At 58.1% G+C, this 16,156-nt stretch carries 15 protein-coding genes and 1 tRNA gene; 12 read left to right on the top strand and 4 right to left on the bottom strand.

Going from position 1 to position 16,156, the window contains the following annotated elements; all coding sequences use genetic code 11:
• The first annotated feature begins 1 nt into the window (after position 1).
• From ACIK7D_RS17210 to glpK, 5 genes are all read left to right on the top strand, one after another.
• Complete coding sequence (locus ACIK7D_RS17210; protein WP_003519739.1) at positions 2 to 868, top strand: carbohydrate ABC transporter permease; 867 nt, start codon at positions 2 to 4, stop codon at positions 866 to 868.
• A 3-nt stretch (positions 869 to 871) separates the two neighbouring features.
• Positions 872 to 1,792, top strand: coding sequence for a carbohydrate ABC transporter permease (locus ACIK7D_RS17205; protein ID WP_003519737.1), 921 nt, complete (start codon positions 872 to 874; stop codon positions 1,790 to 1,792).
• A 2-nt stretch (positions 1,793 to 1,794) separates the two neighbouring features.
• On the top strand, positions 1,795 to 2,088 hold the full coding sequence (locus ACIK7D_RS17200; protein ID WP_003519736.1) for a DUF2160 domain-containing protein: 294 nt from the start codon (positions 1,795 to 1,797) through the stop codon (positions 2,086 to 2,088).
• 75 nt (positions 2,089 to 2,163) lie between these two features.
• On the top strand, positions 2,164 to 3,885 hold the full coding sequence (locus tag ACIK7D_RS17195) for an ABC transporter substrate-binding protein (RefSeq protein ID WP_003519735.1): 1,722 nt from the start codon (positions 2,164 to 2,166) through the stop codon (positions 3,883 to 3,885).
• Positions 3,886 to 3,954: 69 nt separating this feature from the next.
• The gene (gene glpK, locus ACIK7D_RS17190; protein WP_400156904.1) at positions 3,955 to 5,454 is read left to right on the top strand and encodes a glycerol kinase GlpK; all 1,500 of its coding nucleotides are present in this window, start codon (positions 3,955 to 3,957) and stop codon (positions 5,452 to 5,454) included.
• Positions 5,455 to 5,459: 5 nt separating this feature from the next.
• Here glpK and ACIK7D_RS17185 read toward each other — a convergent pair whose 3' ends face one another.
• The gene (locus tag ACIK7D_RS17185) at positions 5,460 to 6,320 is read right to left on the bottom strand and encodes a LysR family transcriptional regulator (RefSeq protein WP_003519733.1); all 861 of its coding nucleotides are present in this window, start codon (positions 6,318 to 6,320) and stop codon (positions 5,460 to 5,462) included.
• Between the two features lie 98 nt (positions 6,321 to 6,418).
• Here ACIK7D_RS17185 and ACIK7D_RS17180 point away from each other — a divergent pair, with 98 nt between their 5' ends.
• The gene (locus tag ACIK7D_RS17180) at positions 6,419 to 7,438 is read left to right on the top strand and encodes a bile acid:sodium symporter family protein (protein ID WP_400156903.1); all 1,020 of its coding nucleotides are present in this window, start codon (positions 6,419 to 6,421) and stop codon (positions 7,436 to 7,438) included.
• Positions 7,439 to 7,504: 66 nt separating this feature from the next.
• Here the strand turns inward: ACIK7D_RS17180 and hspL are convergent, their stop codons facing one another.
• Positions 7,505 to 7,987, bottom strand: a complete 483-nt coding sequence (gene hspL, locus ACIK7D_RS17175) for a heat shock protein HspL (protein WP_003519731.1) — start codon at positions 7,985 to 7,987, stop codon at positions 7,505 to 7,507.
• Between the two features lie 379 nt (positions 7,988 to 8,366).
• On the opposite strand from hspL, the gene ACIK7D_RS17170 reads away from it, so the two are divergent.
• Positions 8,367 to 9,308 carry an alpha/beta fold hydrolase gene (locus ACIK7D_RS17170; protein WP_135396930.1) on the top strand — a complete coding sequence of 314 codons (942 nt, stop codon included), beginning with the start codon at positions 8,367 to 8,369 and terminating at the stop codon, positions 9,306 to 9,308.
• A 21-nt stretch (positions 9,309 to 9,329) separates the two neighbouring features.
• On the opposite strand, the gene hisN is transcribed toward ACIK7D_RS17170, so the two are convergent.
• Both hisN and ACIK7D_RS17160 read right to left on the bottom strand, forming a co-directional pair.
• Positions 9,330 to 10,106, bottom strand: a complete 777-nt coding sequence (hisN, locus tag ACIK7D_RS17165; RefSeq protein WP_127755428.1) for a histidinol-phosphatase — start codon at positions 10,104 to 10,106, stop codon at positions 9,330 to 9,332.
• 320 nt (positions 10,107 to 10,426) lie between these two features.
• On the bottom strand, positions 10,427 to 11,311 hold the full coding sequence (locus tag ACIK7D_RS17160; protein WP_003519728.1) for an N-formylglutamate amidohydrolase: 885 nt from the start codon (positions 11,309 to 11,311) through the stop codon (positions 10,427 to 10,429).
• A 182-nt stretch (positions 11,312 to 11,493) separates the two neighbouring features.
• Between ACIK7D_RS17160 and cpdR the strand changes: the two genes are divergently transcribed.
• The 5 genes from cpdR to ACIK7D_RS17135 all read left to right on the top strand — a co-directional run bounded on the left by cpdR (position 11,494) and on the right by ACIK7D_RS17135 (position 16,155).
• Complete coding sequence (cpdR, locus tag ACIK7D_RS17155; protein WP_003497910.1) at positions 11,494 to 11,856, top strand: cell cycle two-component system response regulator CpdR; 363 nt, start codon at positions 11,494 to 11,496, stop codon at positions 11,854 to 11,856.
• Between the two features lie 81 nt (positions 11,857 to 11,937).
• Positions 11,938 to 12,012 (top strand) — tRNA-Val (locus tag ACIK7D_RS17150).
• A 446-nt stretch (positions 12,013 to 12,458) separates the two neighbouring features.
• Positions 12,459 to 14,054 carry a peptide ABC transporter substrate-binding protein gene (locus ACIK7D_RS17145; RefSeq protein WP_174022899.1) on the top strand — a complete coding sequence of 532 codons (1,596 nt, stop codon included), beginning with the start codon at positions 12,459 to 12,461 and terminating at the stop codon, positions 14,052 to 14,054.
• 54 nt (positions 14,055 to 14,108) lie between these two features.
• Complete coding sequence (oppB, locus tag ACIK7D_RS17140; protein WP_080819678.1) at positions 14,109 to 15,032, top strand: oligopeptide ABC transporter permease OppB; 924 nt, start codon at positions 14,109 to 14,111, stop codon at positions 15,030 to 15,032.
• Positions 15,025 to 16,155 carry an ABC transporter permease gene (locus ACIK7D_RS17135; RefSeq protein WP_400156902.1) on the top strand — a complete coding sequence of 377 codons (1,131 nt, stop codon included), beginning with the start codon at positions 15,025 to 15,027 and terminating at the stop codon, positions 16,153 to 16,155. Before oppB ends, ACIK7D_RS17135 begins: the two co-directional genes overlap by 8 nt.
• The last annotated feature ends 1 nt before the right edge of the window (position 16,156 follow it).

Below are 16,156 nucleotides of genomic sequence, written 5' to 3'. Positions count from 1 at the left end.
CATGGAAAAGAGCTGGAACAACAAGGCGTGGTTCATGGTGCTGCCGGTGCTGGTGCTGGTCGCCTTTTCCGCCGTCATTCCGCTGATGACCGTCGTGAACTATTCCGTGCAGGATACGTTCGGCAATAACCAGTTCTTCTGGGCGGGAACACAATGGTTCGAGGAAATTCTGGCCTCGGACCGTTTCTGGGATGCGCTGGGGCGCAACCTTCTGTTTTCCGGCATCATCCTGGCGATTGAAATTCCGCTCGGCATCTTCATCGCGCTCAAGATGCCGAAATCCGGCATCGGCGTGCCGATCTGCCTCGTCACCATGGCGCTGCCGCTGCTGGTGCCGTGGAATGTCGTCGGCACCATCTGGCAGGTTTTCGGCCGCAGCGATATCGGCCTGCTCGGTTATTACGCCAATCAGCTCGGGCTCGATTATAACTATGTCAACGATCCGGTCGATGCGTGGATCACCGTCGTCATCATGGATGTCTGGCACTGGACGAGCCTTGTCGTGCTTTTGTGCTATGCAAGCCTCGTTTCCATTCCGGATGCCTATTATCAGGCAGCCAGGATCGATGGCGCGTCGCGTTTTGCGGTGTTCCGTTACATCCAGCTGCCGAAGATGAAGCGGGTGCTGCTGATCGCTTTCCTGCTGCGCTTCATGGACAGTTTCATGATCTATACCGAGCCTTTCGTCGTCACCGGCGGCGGCCCGGGCAATTCCACCACCTTCCTGTCCATCGATCTCGTGAAGATGGCGCTCGGCCAGTTCGACCTCGGCCCGGCTGCGGCCATGTCGCTGATCTACTTCCTCATCATCCTGCTGCTGTCCTGGGTGTTCTACACCGTCATGACCAGCCACGACGCGGAGACTTGAGACATGAGCGCCTCGAATGTCACCACAAGCGTGGAGCGCAACGGCATCGGCAGTTCGCCGGTGAGAGCCACTGCGACGGGACGATCCGGCCTTGCCGTCAATGCCCGGCGTCGCCACCATGGGCCGTCGCGTTTTTCCTGGCTGGTGCCGACGATCTATATCCTGCTGCTGCTCGTTCCGATCTACTGGCTCGTCAATATGAGCTTCAAGACGAACACGGAAATCGTGTCGTCCATGACGCTTTATCCGCATCAGCCGACGTTGCAGAACTACCGGACGATCTTCACGGATTCATCCTGGTATTCGGGCTATATCAATTCGATCATCTATGTCGTGATGAACATGGTGATTTCGGTCGCAGCGGCGCTGCCGGCGGCCTACGCTTTCTCGCGCTATCGTTTTCTGGGCGACAAGCATCTGTTCTTCTGGCTTTTGACCAACCGCATGGCGCCGCCCGCCGTCTTCGCGCTGCCCTTCTTCCAGCTTTATTCGGCTTTCGGGCTGATCGACACGCATATCGCCGTGGCGCTGGCGCATTGCCTGTTCAACGTGCCGCTGGCGGTGTGGATTCTTGAAGGCTTCATGTCCGGCGTGCCGAAGGAAATCGACGAGACCGCCTATATTGACGGCTATTCCTTCCCGAAATTCTTCGTGAAGATTTTCATGCCGCTCATCGCTTCCGGCATCGGTGTCGCCTGCTTTTTCAGCTTCATGTTCTCGTGGGTTGAGCTTCTGATCGCCCGCACGCTGACGACGACGGACGCCAAGCCGATTGCCGCGACCATGACGCGCACCGTCTCTGCCGCCGGCATGGACTGGGGCCTGCTTGCCGCCGCCGGCGTGCTGACACTGATCCCCGGCGCGCTGGTGATCTGGTTCGTGCGCAATTACATCGCCAAGGGCTTCGCGCTCGGGAGGGTTTGACCATGACGAAGATGCCCGATTTTACCTGGATGGCGTGGACTTGGCAGACGGCGGCCTTTTTCGGCGCCATCGCGCTGCTGCTCGTCGGCATGTGGTTCTGGGAATATCTCTCGCCCGGCGGCAATCCCCGCTTCGGCCTTTTGCGCTTCGAGACCACGCGCGGTGACAGGCTGTTCATCTCGCTGCTCGGCAGCGCCTTCATTCATCTCGCATGGCTCGGGCTGGTCGGCCCGAACCTGTGGTGGGCTCTCGCTCTATCCTTGGTTTACGCCATCGGCGTTTTCCGTTTTGTCTAGAGCAGGAAAACGGTGCGGCGGAGGAAAACCGCACCTGCAGACTTCATGCAATCGCAAACCCCTGGGAGGACTGATATGCGACGGCATCTGATGACGACGACGGCGGCCATGCTGCTGGCAATGACGGGTTCCGCTTTCGCCGGAATGGAGGAAGCAAAGCAGTTTCTGGACAAGGAAATCGGCGATCTTTCGTCGCTTTCGCGTGGCGATCAGGAAAAGGAGCTGCAATGGTTTGTCGATGCCGCGAAACCCTTCGCGGGCATGGAAATCAAGGTCGTTTCCGAATCTCTGACGACCCATGAATATGAATCCAAGGTTCTGGCTCCGGCCTTCACCGCCATTACCGGTATCAAGGTCACGCACGACCTGATCCAGGAAGGCGACGTCGTCGAAAAAATCCAGACCCAGATGCAGACCGGCCAGAACCTTTATGACGGCTGGGTCAACGATAGCGACCTCATCGGCACGCACTGGCGCTACCAGCAGGTGCGCAACCTGACCGACTTCATGGCCAATGAAGGCAAGGACGTCACCAATCCCGGCCTCGACCTCAAGGACTTCATCGGCAGCGCCTTTACGACGGCGCCGGACAAGAAGCTCTACCAGCTTCCCGACCAGCAATTCGCGAACCTCTACTGGTTCCGTTACGACTGGTTCAACAACGAAAAGAACAAGGCCGATTTCAAGGCCAAATATGGTTATGACCTCGGCGTGCCGGTCAACTGGTCGGCCTATGAGGATATTGCCGAATTCTTCACCGGCCGCGATGTCGACGGCAAGAAGGTCTTCGGCCATATGGATTACGGCAAGAAGGATCCGTCGCTCGGCTGGCGCTTCACCGATGCCTGGCTCTCCATGGCCGGCAACGGCGACAAGGGCCTGCCGAACGGTCTGCCGGTCGACGAATGGGGCATCAAGGTCAACGACAAGTCGCAGCCGGTCGGCTCCTGCGTGGCGCGCGGCGGCGATACCAACGGTCCGGCTTCGGTCTATTCCATCGAGAAATATCTCGAATGGCTGAAGAAATATGCGCCGCCGGAAGCGCAGGGCATGACCTTCTCCGAATCCGGCCCGGTGCCGGCGCAGGGCAATATCGCCCAGCAGATCTTCTGGTACACGGCGTTTACCGCCGATATGGCCAAGCCCGGCCTGCCTGTCGTGAACGAGGACGGTTCGCCGAAATGGCGTGTCGCACCTTCTCCGCATGGCGTCTACTGGAAGGACGGCATGAAGCTCGGTTATCAGGATGTGGGTTCGTGGACGCTGATGAAATCCACCCCCGACGACCGCGCCAAGGCCGCCTGGCTCTACGCGCAGTTCGTGACCTCCAAGACCGTGGATGTGAAGAAGAGCCATGTGGGCCTGACCTTCATTCGCGACACCACCATCCACCACAAGAGCTTCACGGATCGCGCGTCCAAACTCGGCGGTCTCATCGAGTTCTATCGTTCACCGGCCCGCGTGCAATGGTCGCCGACCGGCACCAACGTTCCGGATTATCCGAAGCTGGCGCAGCTGTGGTGGCAGGCGATCGGCGATGCTTCGTCGGGTGCGAAAACCGCGCAAGCCGCGATGGACTCTCTCTGCGCCGAGCAGGAAAAGGTCATGAGCCGTCTGGAACGCGCCGGCGTGCAGGGCGATATCGGCCCGAAACTGGCGGAAGAGCACGATATCGAATACTGGAACAAGGATGCCGTTTCGAAGGGCAATCTGGCGCCGCAGCTGAAGATTGCCAACGAAAAGGAAAAGCCGGTCACCGTCAATTACGACGAACTGGTCAAAAGCTGGCAGAAGTGATGTCTGTGTAAAATCTGAAACCGGGGCGGCTTGCCGCCCCGGTCATTGCGTCTGAAAGGGAGTGGCATGATGGGCGGTTATATTCTGGCGATCGATCAGGGAACGACATCGACACGGTCGATGGTCTTTGATCGCGACATGCGGGTCATCGGTGTCGGACAGCGAGAATTTCCGCAACATTTTCCGGCCTCCGGCTGGGTCGAACACGATGCCGAGGATATCTGGAAAAGCGTGCTCGAGACCATCCGGCTCGCACTTGCCGATGCCGGCATCGCCGCCTCCGATATCGAGGCGATCGGCATTACCAACCAGCGCGAAACGACGGTGCTGTGGGACCGGAACACGGGCGAGGCCGTGCATCGGGCGGTGGTCTGGCAGGATCGCCGTGCCGCTCCCGTCTGCGAGGATTTGAAAAGAAGGGGGCTGGAGCCGCTTTTTTCGAAAAAGACCGGTCTGCTGCTCGATCCCTATTTTTCCGGCACCAAGTTGAAATGGCTTCTCGATAGTGTCAGCGGCCTTCGCGAAAAAGCTGTGAAGGGCGAAATCTGCTTCGGCACCGTCGACAGTTTCCTGATCTATCGACTCACCGGCGGCCGTCGCCATGTGACCGACGCCACCAATGCCTCGCGAACGCTGATCTACAATATCGAAGACAACGCCTGGGACGATGAACTCCTGTCGATCCTCGACATTCCCCGCGCCATGCTGCCGGAGGTGCTGGATTGCGCCGCCGATTTCGGTGTGACGGATAAATCGCTGCTGGGCGCGGAGATTCCGATCCTTGGCGTCGCCGGCGATCAGCAGGCAGCCGTAATCGGCAATGCCTGCTTCGAGCCGGGCATGATGAAATCCACCTACGGCACGGGCTGCTTTGCGCTGCTCAATACCGGCACGGATCGCGTCGCTTCCACCAACCGGCTGCTGACAACCATCGCTTACCGTCTCGACGGCGTCACCACCTATGCGCTGGAAGGCTCGATCTTCATTGCCGGTGCCGCCGTGCAATGGCTGCGCGATGAGCTCGGTTTCATCTCGGTCGCTTCCGAGGTCAGCGCGCTTGCGGAAAAGGCCGACGCCAATCAGCGTGTCTATCTGGTTCCTGCCTTCACCGGCCTTGGCGCACCCTATTGGGACGCGGAGGCGCGTGGCGCGATTTTCGGGCTGACGCGTGGCACCGGTCCGGCGGAATTCGCCCGCGCGGCGCTGGAAAGCGTCGCCTATCAGACCTTCGACCTGCTGGACGCCATGCGCAAGGACTGGGCGGGTGACAATGGCAAGACGGTGTTGAGGGTCGATGGCGGCATGGTCGCTTCCGATTGGACCATGCAGCGGCTGGCGGATATTCTTGCGGCGCCGGTCGACCGGCCGGTTTTCCTGGAGACGACCATTCTCGGAGCGGCCTGGCTTGCCGCCTCCCGCGCCGGCATCTGGCCGGACCGCAAGGCCTTTGCTGAACATTGGCGGCGTGACCGCTGTTTCAGCCCCGCAATGGAAGAGGCCGAACGGAAAGACGCCATTGTCGGCTGGCGCGACAGCGTCGGCCGCTGCCTGTCGCGACGGGAGAATTGAACAGGCTATACGAAACTGCCGGGTGCGATGCTCTTGCTGGAAACGAGATCGGAAAGGGCGCGCACCAGCTTCGCATCCGCGCCCTTGCTCGGTTGAAGCACGAATTCCACGTCCTCCAGCGGCGGTAGCACGCCTGCGGCAATCTCCTTCAGGCCTGCCGGCGCCATGCTGCGCGGCTGCACCAGAATTCCCATGCCCGCCCTTGCTGCGGCGGTCAGCCCGCTGAGACTGCCGCAGGTACAGACGATCCGCCAGGCGAGACCGGCCCGGTCGAGCGCCTCCTGCGCCGCCTTTCGGGTGATGCTCGGCGGCGGAAAGGCAATCAGCGGCAGGGCATCCGGCTGGTTCAGCATCCGCTCCGGATCGCGCGCCAGCCACACGAGCGGTTCGCGGTAGAGAAAGTGACCGAGCTTGTCGCCGAGACGGCGTTTGGCGAGCACCACATCCAGTTCGCCATTGTCCTGCATCTGGTAAAGCACGCCGCTCAGCGAAACCGTCAGTTCCAGATCTACGAGGGGATAAAGACGGATGAACTCTTCCAGAATGGCGGTCAGCCGACTGGCGACGAAATCTTCCGACACGCCAAGCCTCAACCGCCCGCGCAGACGGTTCTCGCTGAACAGCGATGACACCTTGCTGTCGATTTCCAGCATGTTGCGGGCGTAACCTAATAGAGCCTCGCCCTCACCCGTCAGTTTTACCTGATGGGTGCTGCGCGCGATCAGCCGGCGGCCAAGTGCCGCCTCAAGCCTTTGAATATGCTGGCTGACCGTGGACTGGCCAATCCCCAGCCGTTCGGCCGCCAGCGTGAAGCTGCCGGTCTGCTGAAGCATCACGAAGCTCGCAAGATGTTGAAGGTTCAGCATTATCCTGAATCGCGATAACTGTTAATCTTTGCATCGGAATTCATGATGAGCGATAGTATCGCGCGTTTCAAGCAAAACCGATGCCGGAAAGACCTCCCATGACCCGCTTCCTACCTGATCGTTTCACCATGATGCTGGTGGCCACCGTGATTTTGGCCTCCATTTTGCCGATCAGCGGTGAGCCGGCGGAGTATTTCGGGCTGGCGACAAAACTCGCGATCGCTTTGCTGTTCTTCCTCCACGGCGCGCGGCTTTCCCGGGATGTGGTGATTGCCGGTATCCTGCACTGGCGCCTGCATCTGGCGATCCTTCTCGTCACCTTCGGTCTGTTCCCGATGCTCGGCGTGGCAATCGGCTTTATTCCCGAGAATATTCTGCCTGCGCCGCTTTATATGGGTGTGTTGTTCCTCTGCGTCCTGCCATCCACCGTGCAGTCCTCCATTGCCTTCACCTCCATGGCGGGCGGAAACGTGCCGGCTGCGATCTGTTCGGCCTCGGCTTCGAATATTTTCGGCATGTTCCTGACCCCGCTGCTGGTCGGCCTGCTGTTTACGGTGGGCGGCCATGGCGGTGGATTTTCGCTCGATGCGTTCCTGCAAATCTTCCTGCAGCTGCTTCTGCCCTTCATCGTCGGCCAGGTGCTGCAGCCGTGGATCGGCGACTGGATCAGGGCGCGCAAGAAATTGCTGGCTCCGGTCGATCGCGGCTCCATCCTGATGGTCGTTTATCTGGCTTTTTCCGATGCGGTCATCGAAGGCATCTGGCACACATTTTCGCTCAGGGATATCGGCGTGGTCATCGTCATCAACATCGTGCTTCTGGCGCTTGTTCTCTGCGTGACGATGTTCGGCAGCCGTTTGCTGGGTTTCGACAAGGCCGATGAAATCACCATCACTTTTTGCGGCTCGAAAAAGAGCCTCGCCAGCGGCGTGCCGATGGCAGGCGCCATCTTCGCCGGCCAGAGCATCGGTGCAATTGTCCTGCCGATCATGCTTTTCCACCAGATTCAGCTGATGGTCTGCGCTGTTCTGGCTCAGCGTTACGCGCGCAAGGCCCATGAAAAAGCGGCGATGCCGGAACCGGCAGGCGCGGAAGGCGCGGCGGTATCCACCCGCTGACGCGAGGGTCCTCCGCAAATAAAACGGCCCCAAGAAGGGGCCGTTCGTTTTGCATGCAAGAAAAGCTTAGTTGACCTGAGCCGGCGAAATCTGGGCTTCGATGGTCTTCGGCGCATCGGCGCTGTCGGATGAGATCGCAATGCGGCGCGGCTTCATGGCTTCCGGAATATTGCGGACGAGATCGATGTGGAGCAGGCCGTTCTTCAGGGAAGCGGTCTGGACCTCGACATGGTCGGCAAGCTGGAAGCGGCGTTCGAAAGCGCGCGTGGCGATACCGCGATAGAGAAACTCGCCTTCCGTGGATTTCTCGTCCGCGGATTTCTCGGCTTTCACGGTCAGCGCATTGGCGCGGGATTCGATGCTGAGTTCGTTCTCATCGAAACCGGCAACGGCCATGGTGATGCGATAGGTGTTTTCGCCGGTCCGCTCGATATTGTAGGGCGGATAGGACTGGGCCTGTTCGGGCTGGCCAAGGCCGTCAAGCATCGAAAAAAGACGGTCGAAGCCGACGGTGGAACGATAGAGGGGGGAAAAATCAACGTGACGCATGGTGTCCTCCTTAAGAAGCGACTGTTTGCGGTTAAGCCCGGCGTCCCGTTCTGGCGACGGCCGGACATGTGGCGCGGTCCCGTTCTGGCGACCGCATGAATGAGATGGGAATGGCCTGCCGCTGCGTCAAGGGGGCGCGAAAAGGCGAAAGCAACATGAACCATGGCTGAACGTCAGGTTCCGGCATCGTTCAGTTTGAGAGCCCTAAAACATCGGTCATCGGAGACATTCTCCGTGGACAGAAGCAATAACGTCCCTTCTTCTTCTGTCTTATTCGCCGGAACCGCGACTGCTTTAACCGACGGTTCCGGCAATTTTTTCTTTGACCTTCCCGCGCCGCCGACCTATCCCGAAAAGGCACAAAAGCCGGAAAAGACCGATGATCGAAGCCACATTGCGCGAGAGCGAAGACAACCCGGTTCCCGGCAACCATACCGTCGGATATTTTACCGGCGATCGCGGCAAACAGCTTCGCTATGCGATCTTTCGCGCCAGCCGCCAGGTGGCCCGCGGAACCGTGGTTCTGCTGCATGGCAGGAACGAATGTATCGAGAAATATTTCGAAACGGTCGGCGATCTCACCGCCATGGGTTTCTGGGTTGCGACCTTCGATACGCGCGGGCAGGGCGGTTCCGAAAGATTGCTGAAAAAACCGGGTGCCGGGCATGTGCGGCGGTTCTCCGACTATCAGCGTGATATCAGCCTTTTTCTCGAACAGGTGGTGTTGCCGGATACGCGGCTGCCATTCTTTATGATCGCGCATTCCACCGGCGCGCTTGCAGCGCTTGCCGCCGCACCCGGCCTGTCGAACCGGCTCGACCGTCTCGCGCTTTGTTCGCCCTTCATCGAGCTGGACAGCCAGCAATCCGTCCCCTCATCCGTCATTCGGGCGGTGGCGACGGCTCTAAGTCTCGTTGGCCTTGGCCGGGTGCAGCTCGGCAAGGATCAGCGGGAGCGGGATTTCGACGGCAATCCGCTCACCTCGGACTCCAGACGTTTTGCAAGAAATCTCTCGCTGCATAGGCAGTTTCCGGAACTTTTCATCGGCGCGCCGACGGCGCGCTGGGTCTATGAGGCGCTGAAGACCATGGGGCGGGTGGTCCGTCAGGACCATCTGACGAATATCACCATTCCGACCCTTATTCTGGCGCCGATGCTGGATACAATCACGCCCTATAAGGCGCAGGAGGAACTCTCACGCAATTTCCGGGCAGCGCAGCTTCTTCCGATCACCGGTGCGCGCCACGAATTGCTGCATGAGCGCGATGTTTTCCGCAAGCAGGCGCTGGCGGCCATCGACGCGTTTTTCGCGCCGGAGTGATGGCCGCTTAAGCGGGCTACCTTAGAGTTTTGAGAGAATGGCAAGCGCCTGTTCATGCACCGCCTTCGAGCCGGCTGCGAGAATGCGGCCGCCATTTTCCGGACGTCCGCCATCCCAGGTCGTCATGATGCCGCCGGCCTGCTCGATCACAGGGATCAACGCGCCGACATCATAGGGCTTCAGGCCGGATTCGATCACCAGGTCGACATGCCCGGCCGCAAGCAGGCAATAGGCGTAACAATCCACGCCGTATCGGAAAAGACGGACCTGATCCTGCACCTTTTCGTAGAAGGGCTTTTCTTCCGCGGTGAAGATGTGGGGGCTTGTGGTGAACAGCACTGCGTCTGACAGCGAAGCACAGTCGCGCGTGCGGATTTTCCGCTCGCCATCCGGCCCGAAATACCATGCCGCCTCGCCATCGGCGAAATAACGCTCTTTGGTGAAGGGCTGGTCCATGATGCCCATGGCGGCGCGGCCGGCCGACTGGAAACCGATCAGGGTGCCCCAGACCGGCACGCCGGAAATGAAGGCGCGGGTGCCGTCAATCGGGTCGATGACCCAGATATGCTCGCGGTCGAGACCGACATTGCCATGTTCTTCGCCCAGAATGCCATGCTGCGGAAAGCGGGCCTCGATCAGGGCGCGAATGGCTGTTTCTGCTGCCTGATCGCCTTCCGTCACCGGATCGTAGCCGCCATCCTGCTTGTTGGCGACGGCAATGCCCGTCCGGAAGCGGGGAAGCGTTTCTGCGCTGGCGGCGTCGGCAAGTTTGAAGAAGAAATCCCGGTCGGGCAGCATGCGAAACCTCATTGCCTGAATATTGGGTCTGAATTCTATTGGGGCAATGCATAGACCGGAATCGCATCCGCCGTCCACTCATACGAATGAGGGTACCGGCGTTTCCATATTTTCAGCAAAAGCCTAAAAAATATGCATAAAATAAAATGATTGACAATTGTGCAATTACTGCGTAGCGTGATCCTACAGTCTTTGACTGTAAATACCCTCCTTGGGTGTTTCCTCCCTAGACTTGACCGCGCCAAGGCGCGGTTTTTTTTGTCCGGCGGGCCGCCAGACCATCCGGGATAAAAGATTGAAATAGCGGATGATTTGCGCTGCTATTCGGCAGCGAGCGACGTTTCTATCGCGTATTCGGAAACGAAGGCGCCAAGCTGACGCATGAAGATTTCAAGCGACGCCTGAATGGCGGGAAAATCGGCTTTTTTCAAAAGCGTCTTTTCGTCCACGTAAAGCGCCCGGTTGACCTCGATCTGCAGCGCATGGAGAGAGCGGATGGGCCGGCCATAATGTTCGGTGATGAAGCCGCCGGCATAGGGTTTGTTGCAGACCGCGACGAAACCCAGTTCCTCAAGAAAATGCAGCGCGGCGCGGGAGACTTCCTGGGATGCGCTGGTGCCGTAACGATCGCCGATGATTACATCGGGCCTCAGATTCGAGCCGGCGACGCGGATATTGCCCGGCATGGAATGGCAGTCGATCAGCACCGCCATTCCGAAATTGGCGTGGGTGCGAGACAGCAGGCGGCGCAGGCAGGCGTGATAGGGCTTGTAGATCGTCTCGATCCGCGAAAGCGCCTCGTCGACCGGCAGGCGGTGGGCATAGATATCCATATTCTCGGCGACAATCCGCGGCACTGTTCCGAGACCGCCTGCGACCCGCATGGAGCCGATATTGGCATAAGGCGGAAGCGTGCCTTCGAACATGCGGGGATCGAGTTCGTAGGGCTCGCGATTGACGTCCAGATAGGCGCGCGGGAAATTCGCTTTGAGAAGCGGCGCGCCGATCTCCGGTGCCGCCGCGAACAGCTCGTCGACGAAGTGATCTTCGGAGCGGCGGATCTCGTGCGAATCGAGCCTTGCCGACTCCAGGAAGGAGATGGGGTAGCAGCGGCCGCTATGGGGGGAATTATAGACGAATGGCAGGGTTTGAACGGCAGGTTCCGTTACTTCGAACAGCTCATATTCACCCGTTATCCAGTCCATTCAGGGTCATTTACCATGTCGCAAAACTATCAGGACGTTCATGTTGCCAGTTACGGCGCGGCAAGTCCATACTATCGCCCAATCAGCGCTATACCGATTCACGTGTTCACAGGATATTTACCGTGAAAATCCTATAATCGGGCTAGGGTATTCCAAACATTGAGTAGTTACGGTCACTTATGATGAATCAGAAAATTCTTCTCGCTGAAGACGACAACGATATGCGCCGCTTCCTCGTCAAGGCGCTGGAAAAAGCCGGTTACAAGGTTTCTTCCTTCGACAATGGCGCCAGCGCCTATGATCGGCTTCGCGAAGAGCCATTTTCGCTTCTGCTGACCGATATCGTCATGCCCGAAATGGACGGCATCGAGCTTGCGCGGCGCGCGACCGAACTCGACCCGGACCTCAAAGTCATGTTCATTACCGGCTTTGCAGCCGTTGCGCTGAATGCCGATTCGAAGGCTCCGAAGGACGCCAAGGTGCTTTCCAAGCCGTTCCATCTGCGCGATCTGGTGGATGAGGTCAACAAACTCCTTGTGGCGTAAGGCCTCTCAAAAAACCTTCACAAAACCGAAAAAAAGCAGTTGACGCATGAACCGGTTTTGTGGTCTATCCGCCGCCACGGAGGGCGTGTAGCTCAGCGGGAGAGCACTACGTTGACATCGTAGGGGTCACAGGTTCAATCCCTGTCACGCCCACCATCCGAATTATTGAGTATCAAGGCCTTGCGAGAGATCGCAGGGCCTTTTTGCATAGTGGCCCCCAGCGAGTGACACTTGCATCTGGCTTACCGTTTTCGACGCCACGCGTTCGGAGATAAAATTAGTTTCCCGCACGTATTTCACGAGAGATCGACCCCGGTTCCGATTTCTGCTCTGGGGGGTATTCAGGTCAGGCGTCGACAGTCCGGACATTGAAAGAGCATCGATGAGGTTACGGCGCTTTACAATAAGGCGTTCGAACCGGCTGTAGGTCATCAACACATGGGGTGGCTTATCGCGATCTGTAGTGTCACAGGTCCTGCCTGGGCGGTTTTCTTTGTCTGCTGAAGTCATGGCTTCCCATCAACTCACAATTTATTGTTGTTGCGCTTCGGAGCAATATCGCCTTGTTTGTAGACTCAAAATCTTCACGGGGAGAGAAAACGATGTCGATAAAAACAACAACTCGCGCCACTCTGCTGGTAGGATCGCTTCTGATTGGGGCGAGTTCTGCACTTGCAGAAACAGTTCTACACCGCGGCAATGCCGGCGAACCGCAAACGCTCGATCAGGCACAGACCTCGATCAACATCGAAGAATTTATCCTGAAAGACCTTTATGAAGGTCTCACCATTTACGACGCCGCCGGCAAGATCGTCCCCGGTACGGCGGAAAGCTGGACATTGTCTGACGATGGTACCGTCTACACGTTCAAACTGCGTGCGGATGCGAAGTGGTCGGATGACACTCCGGTAACGGCCGGAGATTTTGTGTTCTCCTACCAGCGCGTCGAAGACCCAAAGACCGCAGCAAAATATGCAAATATCCTTTACCCGATCAAGAACGCCGAAAAGATCAACAAGGGTGAAATCGCGGTTGACCAGCTTGGCGTGAAGGCAGTGGATGACAAGACCCTTGAAATCACACTCGAGCGCCCGACCCCTTTCTTCCTTGAGCTCCTTGCTCACCAGACGGCTCTGCCAATCTCAAAGGCGAGCTATGAAAAGAACGGCGCCAACTTCGTAAAACCGGGCGTCATGGTCTCGAACGGCGCCTATAAGCTCGAAACGCATGTACCCAATGACAGCCTGACGGTGGTCAAGAACACCAGTTTCTGGGACGCACCGAACACCAAGATCGACAAGGTTATCTTTTACCCGATCGACGACCAGGCCGCATCCGTTCGTCGTTTCGAAGCAAAGGAAATGGACCTCGCGTACAACTTTTCTGCGGACCAGATCGACCGTCTGCGCACGTCCTATGGCGAGCAGGTTCACGTTTCGCCGACGCTTGCGACCTACTACTACACCTTCGATACCCGCGAAGCCCCATATAACGACGTCCGTGTTCGCCAAGCCCTGTCCATGGCGGTGGACCGCGATTTCCTCGCCAAGGAAATCTATAGCGGTTCTCAGATCCCAGCCTACTCCATGGTTCCCCCGGGTATGGAATCTTACGGAGAGCCGGCGAAGGCCGATTTTGCCACGCTGTCGCAGCTTGATCGTGAGGACGAAGCCCTCAAACTTATGAAGGAAGCGGGTTATGGTGAGGGCGGCAAGCCGCTTTCCATCGAAATCCGTTACAACACAAACCCGAACCATGAACGCGTCGCGACAGCCATCGCGGACATGTGGAAAAACACCTTCGGCGCAAATGTGTCGCTGGTGAACCTCGACGTCGCCTCACACTATGGATACCTGCAGGAAGGCGGCAAATTCAACGTTGCGCGTGCCGGGTGGGTTGCCGACTATGCGGATGCTGAAAACTTCCTTGCGCTTTCAGTTTCCTCCAACAAGACCTTCAACTATTCCAAGTTCAACAACGCGGAATATGATGCGCTGCTGCAAAAATCCTACGACGAAAAGGATCCTGCAGCACGTTCCAAGCTGCTTCATGAAGCGGAGACCATTCTTATGAAGGAGCAGCCGGTTGCCCCGCTTCTGACGCAGGCCGACCTTTGGCTGGTTTCCAATCGCGTCAAGGGTTGGGTAGACAATGCTGCCAACGAACACCTCAGCCGCTTCCTGAGCGTTTCCGAATAAGCAGCATTGGCACGGTGGCCAACACCACCGTGCCATGTCGGAGCTCGAAAAACCATGATCTCGTTTATCCTGCGCCGTTTGGCGAGCGCCGTGCCGACCTTGTTTATCGTCGTCACGATTTCGTTTTTCCTGATGCGTTTTGCACCGGGCGGTCCGTTCAATCTTGAACGTCCCCTGCCGCCGCAGACGATGGAAAACCTGATGAGAACCTATCATCTGGACGAACCATTGTGGCGCCAGTATCTCATCTATCTCGGCAATGCCGTCACCGGCGATTTCGGTCCGAGCTACATCTACAAGGACAATACCGTCGCGCAGTTGATCGGCAAAGGTCTGCCCTATTCGCTGGAACTCGGCAGCTATGCGCTTTTGCTGGCGCTGGTGGGCGGCGTTCTCGCTGGGACCCTGGCCGCGCTCAGGCAGAACAGTGCCTTCGATTTTTCGATCATGTCCATTTCGACGGTCGGCGTTACCGTGCCGAACTTCGTTGTAGCACCTGTTCTCACGCTTATCTTTGCCGTCATGCTCGGGCTTCTGCCAGCAGGCAGCTGGGGCGACGGATCGCTTAGGTATCTCATCCTTCCAATGATCGCGCTCGCTTTACCGCAGCTTGCGGTTATCGCGCGCCTGACACGCGGTGCAATGATCGAGGCTTTGCGGATGGACCATATCCGTACTGCCAAGGCTTACGGCCTTCCGGCGCGCAGCGTGGTGGTGTTCCACGCTATGCGTGCGGCGATGCTTCCGGTCGTTTCCTATCTGGCTCCCTGTGCCGCGGCTCTGCTGACGGGTTCGGCAGTCATCGAGACGATCTTCACTATTCCGGGTGTAGGTCGCTACTTCGTTCTTGGTGCGATCAATCGTGACTACACCCTGGTCATGGGAACCGTCGTTCTCGTCGCCATTTTCGTCATCGTGTTCAATCTCGTGGTCGATATTCTTTACGGCCTGCTCGATCCGAGGGTCAGACATGACTGATATCCCCGGGAATACCGCCCATCAATCATTGGTGAAAAGCCGAAGCCTGTTCCAACTGGCTGCGCTGCGTTTCCGACGAAACAAAGCCGCCATGGCGGGCTCCATCATGCTCCTGCTGATTACGCTTTTCTCATTCATCGGTCCGCATTTCCTCACACACACCTACGATCAGGTGTTTTCGTCCTATGTCTCCGTCGCTCCAAGCCTTGAGCCGCGCCCGGATGTGAACAACCTTCAGGGCGTGATGGAGGGCGTTGCCAGCCGGGCGCGCGTGGAGCTGAAGGAATTCTCCGTCGAAGGGCAGACCTTCACGGCAACCGTCACCTCCAGCAGCCCGATCGACCCGCGCACGACACGTTATTTCGATCGCGCCAACGAATTCGAAAACACGAAGGTCGTCGCCACCGAAGATGAGGGGCGAACACTGAAGCTGGAAGGCGAAGTAAACCGCGAATACTTCCTCTTCGGCACGGATTCGAACGGTCGCGACATGCTGGCTCGCGTGATGCTGGGGGGACAAATCTCAATCGCCGTTGGCGTTCTCGCCAGCCTCGTTTCGCTCGGAATCGGCGTTCTTTACGGCGCAACTGCGGGATATATCGGGGGGCGTGTCGACAATGTGATGATGCGTTTCGTCGAAATCCTCTATTCGCTGCCCTTTGTCTTTCTGGTGGTCGTTCTGGTGGTCTTTTTCGGCCGCAGCTTCATCCTGATCTTCCTGGTCATCGGCGCGGTGGAATGGCTGGATATGGCGCGTATCGTCCGCGGTCAGACGCTTGCCCTGAAACGGCGGGAATTTGTGGGCGCCGCACAGGCTTTGGGTTTGAGCGACTGGCAGATCATCCGCCGTCACATCATCCCGAATACGATCGGGCCCGTCGTCGTGTTCGTCACGGTTGTCGTGCCCAAGGTCATTCTTCTGGAAAGCTTCCTCTCCTTCCTCGGTCTTGGCGTGCAGGCGCCGCTTACGAGCTGGGGTGCGCTGATTTCCGAAGGTGCCAACAATATCCAATCGGCCCCCTGGCTACTGATATTTCCGGCGATCTTCTTCGTACTGACCCTGTTTTCGCTCAATTTTGTGGGTGACGGGTTGCGTGATGCACTCGATCCCAAGGATCGTTGAC

The sequence above is a fragment of the Agrobacterium sp. P15N1-A genome, from assembly GCF_044626815.1.
GTDB classification, from domain to species: Bacteria; Pseudomonadota; Alphaproteobacteria; order Rhizobiales; family Rhizobiaceae; genus Agrobacterium; species Agrobacterium leguminum.
Note: the sequence above shows the minus strand (reverse complement) of the source record. Positions and strands in the feature narration are given on the sequence as shown.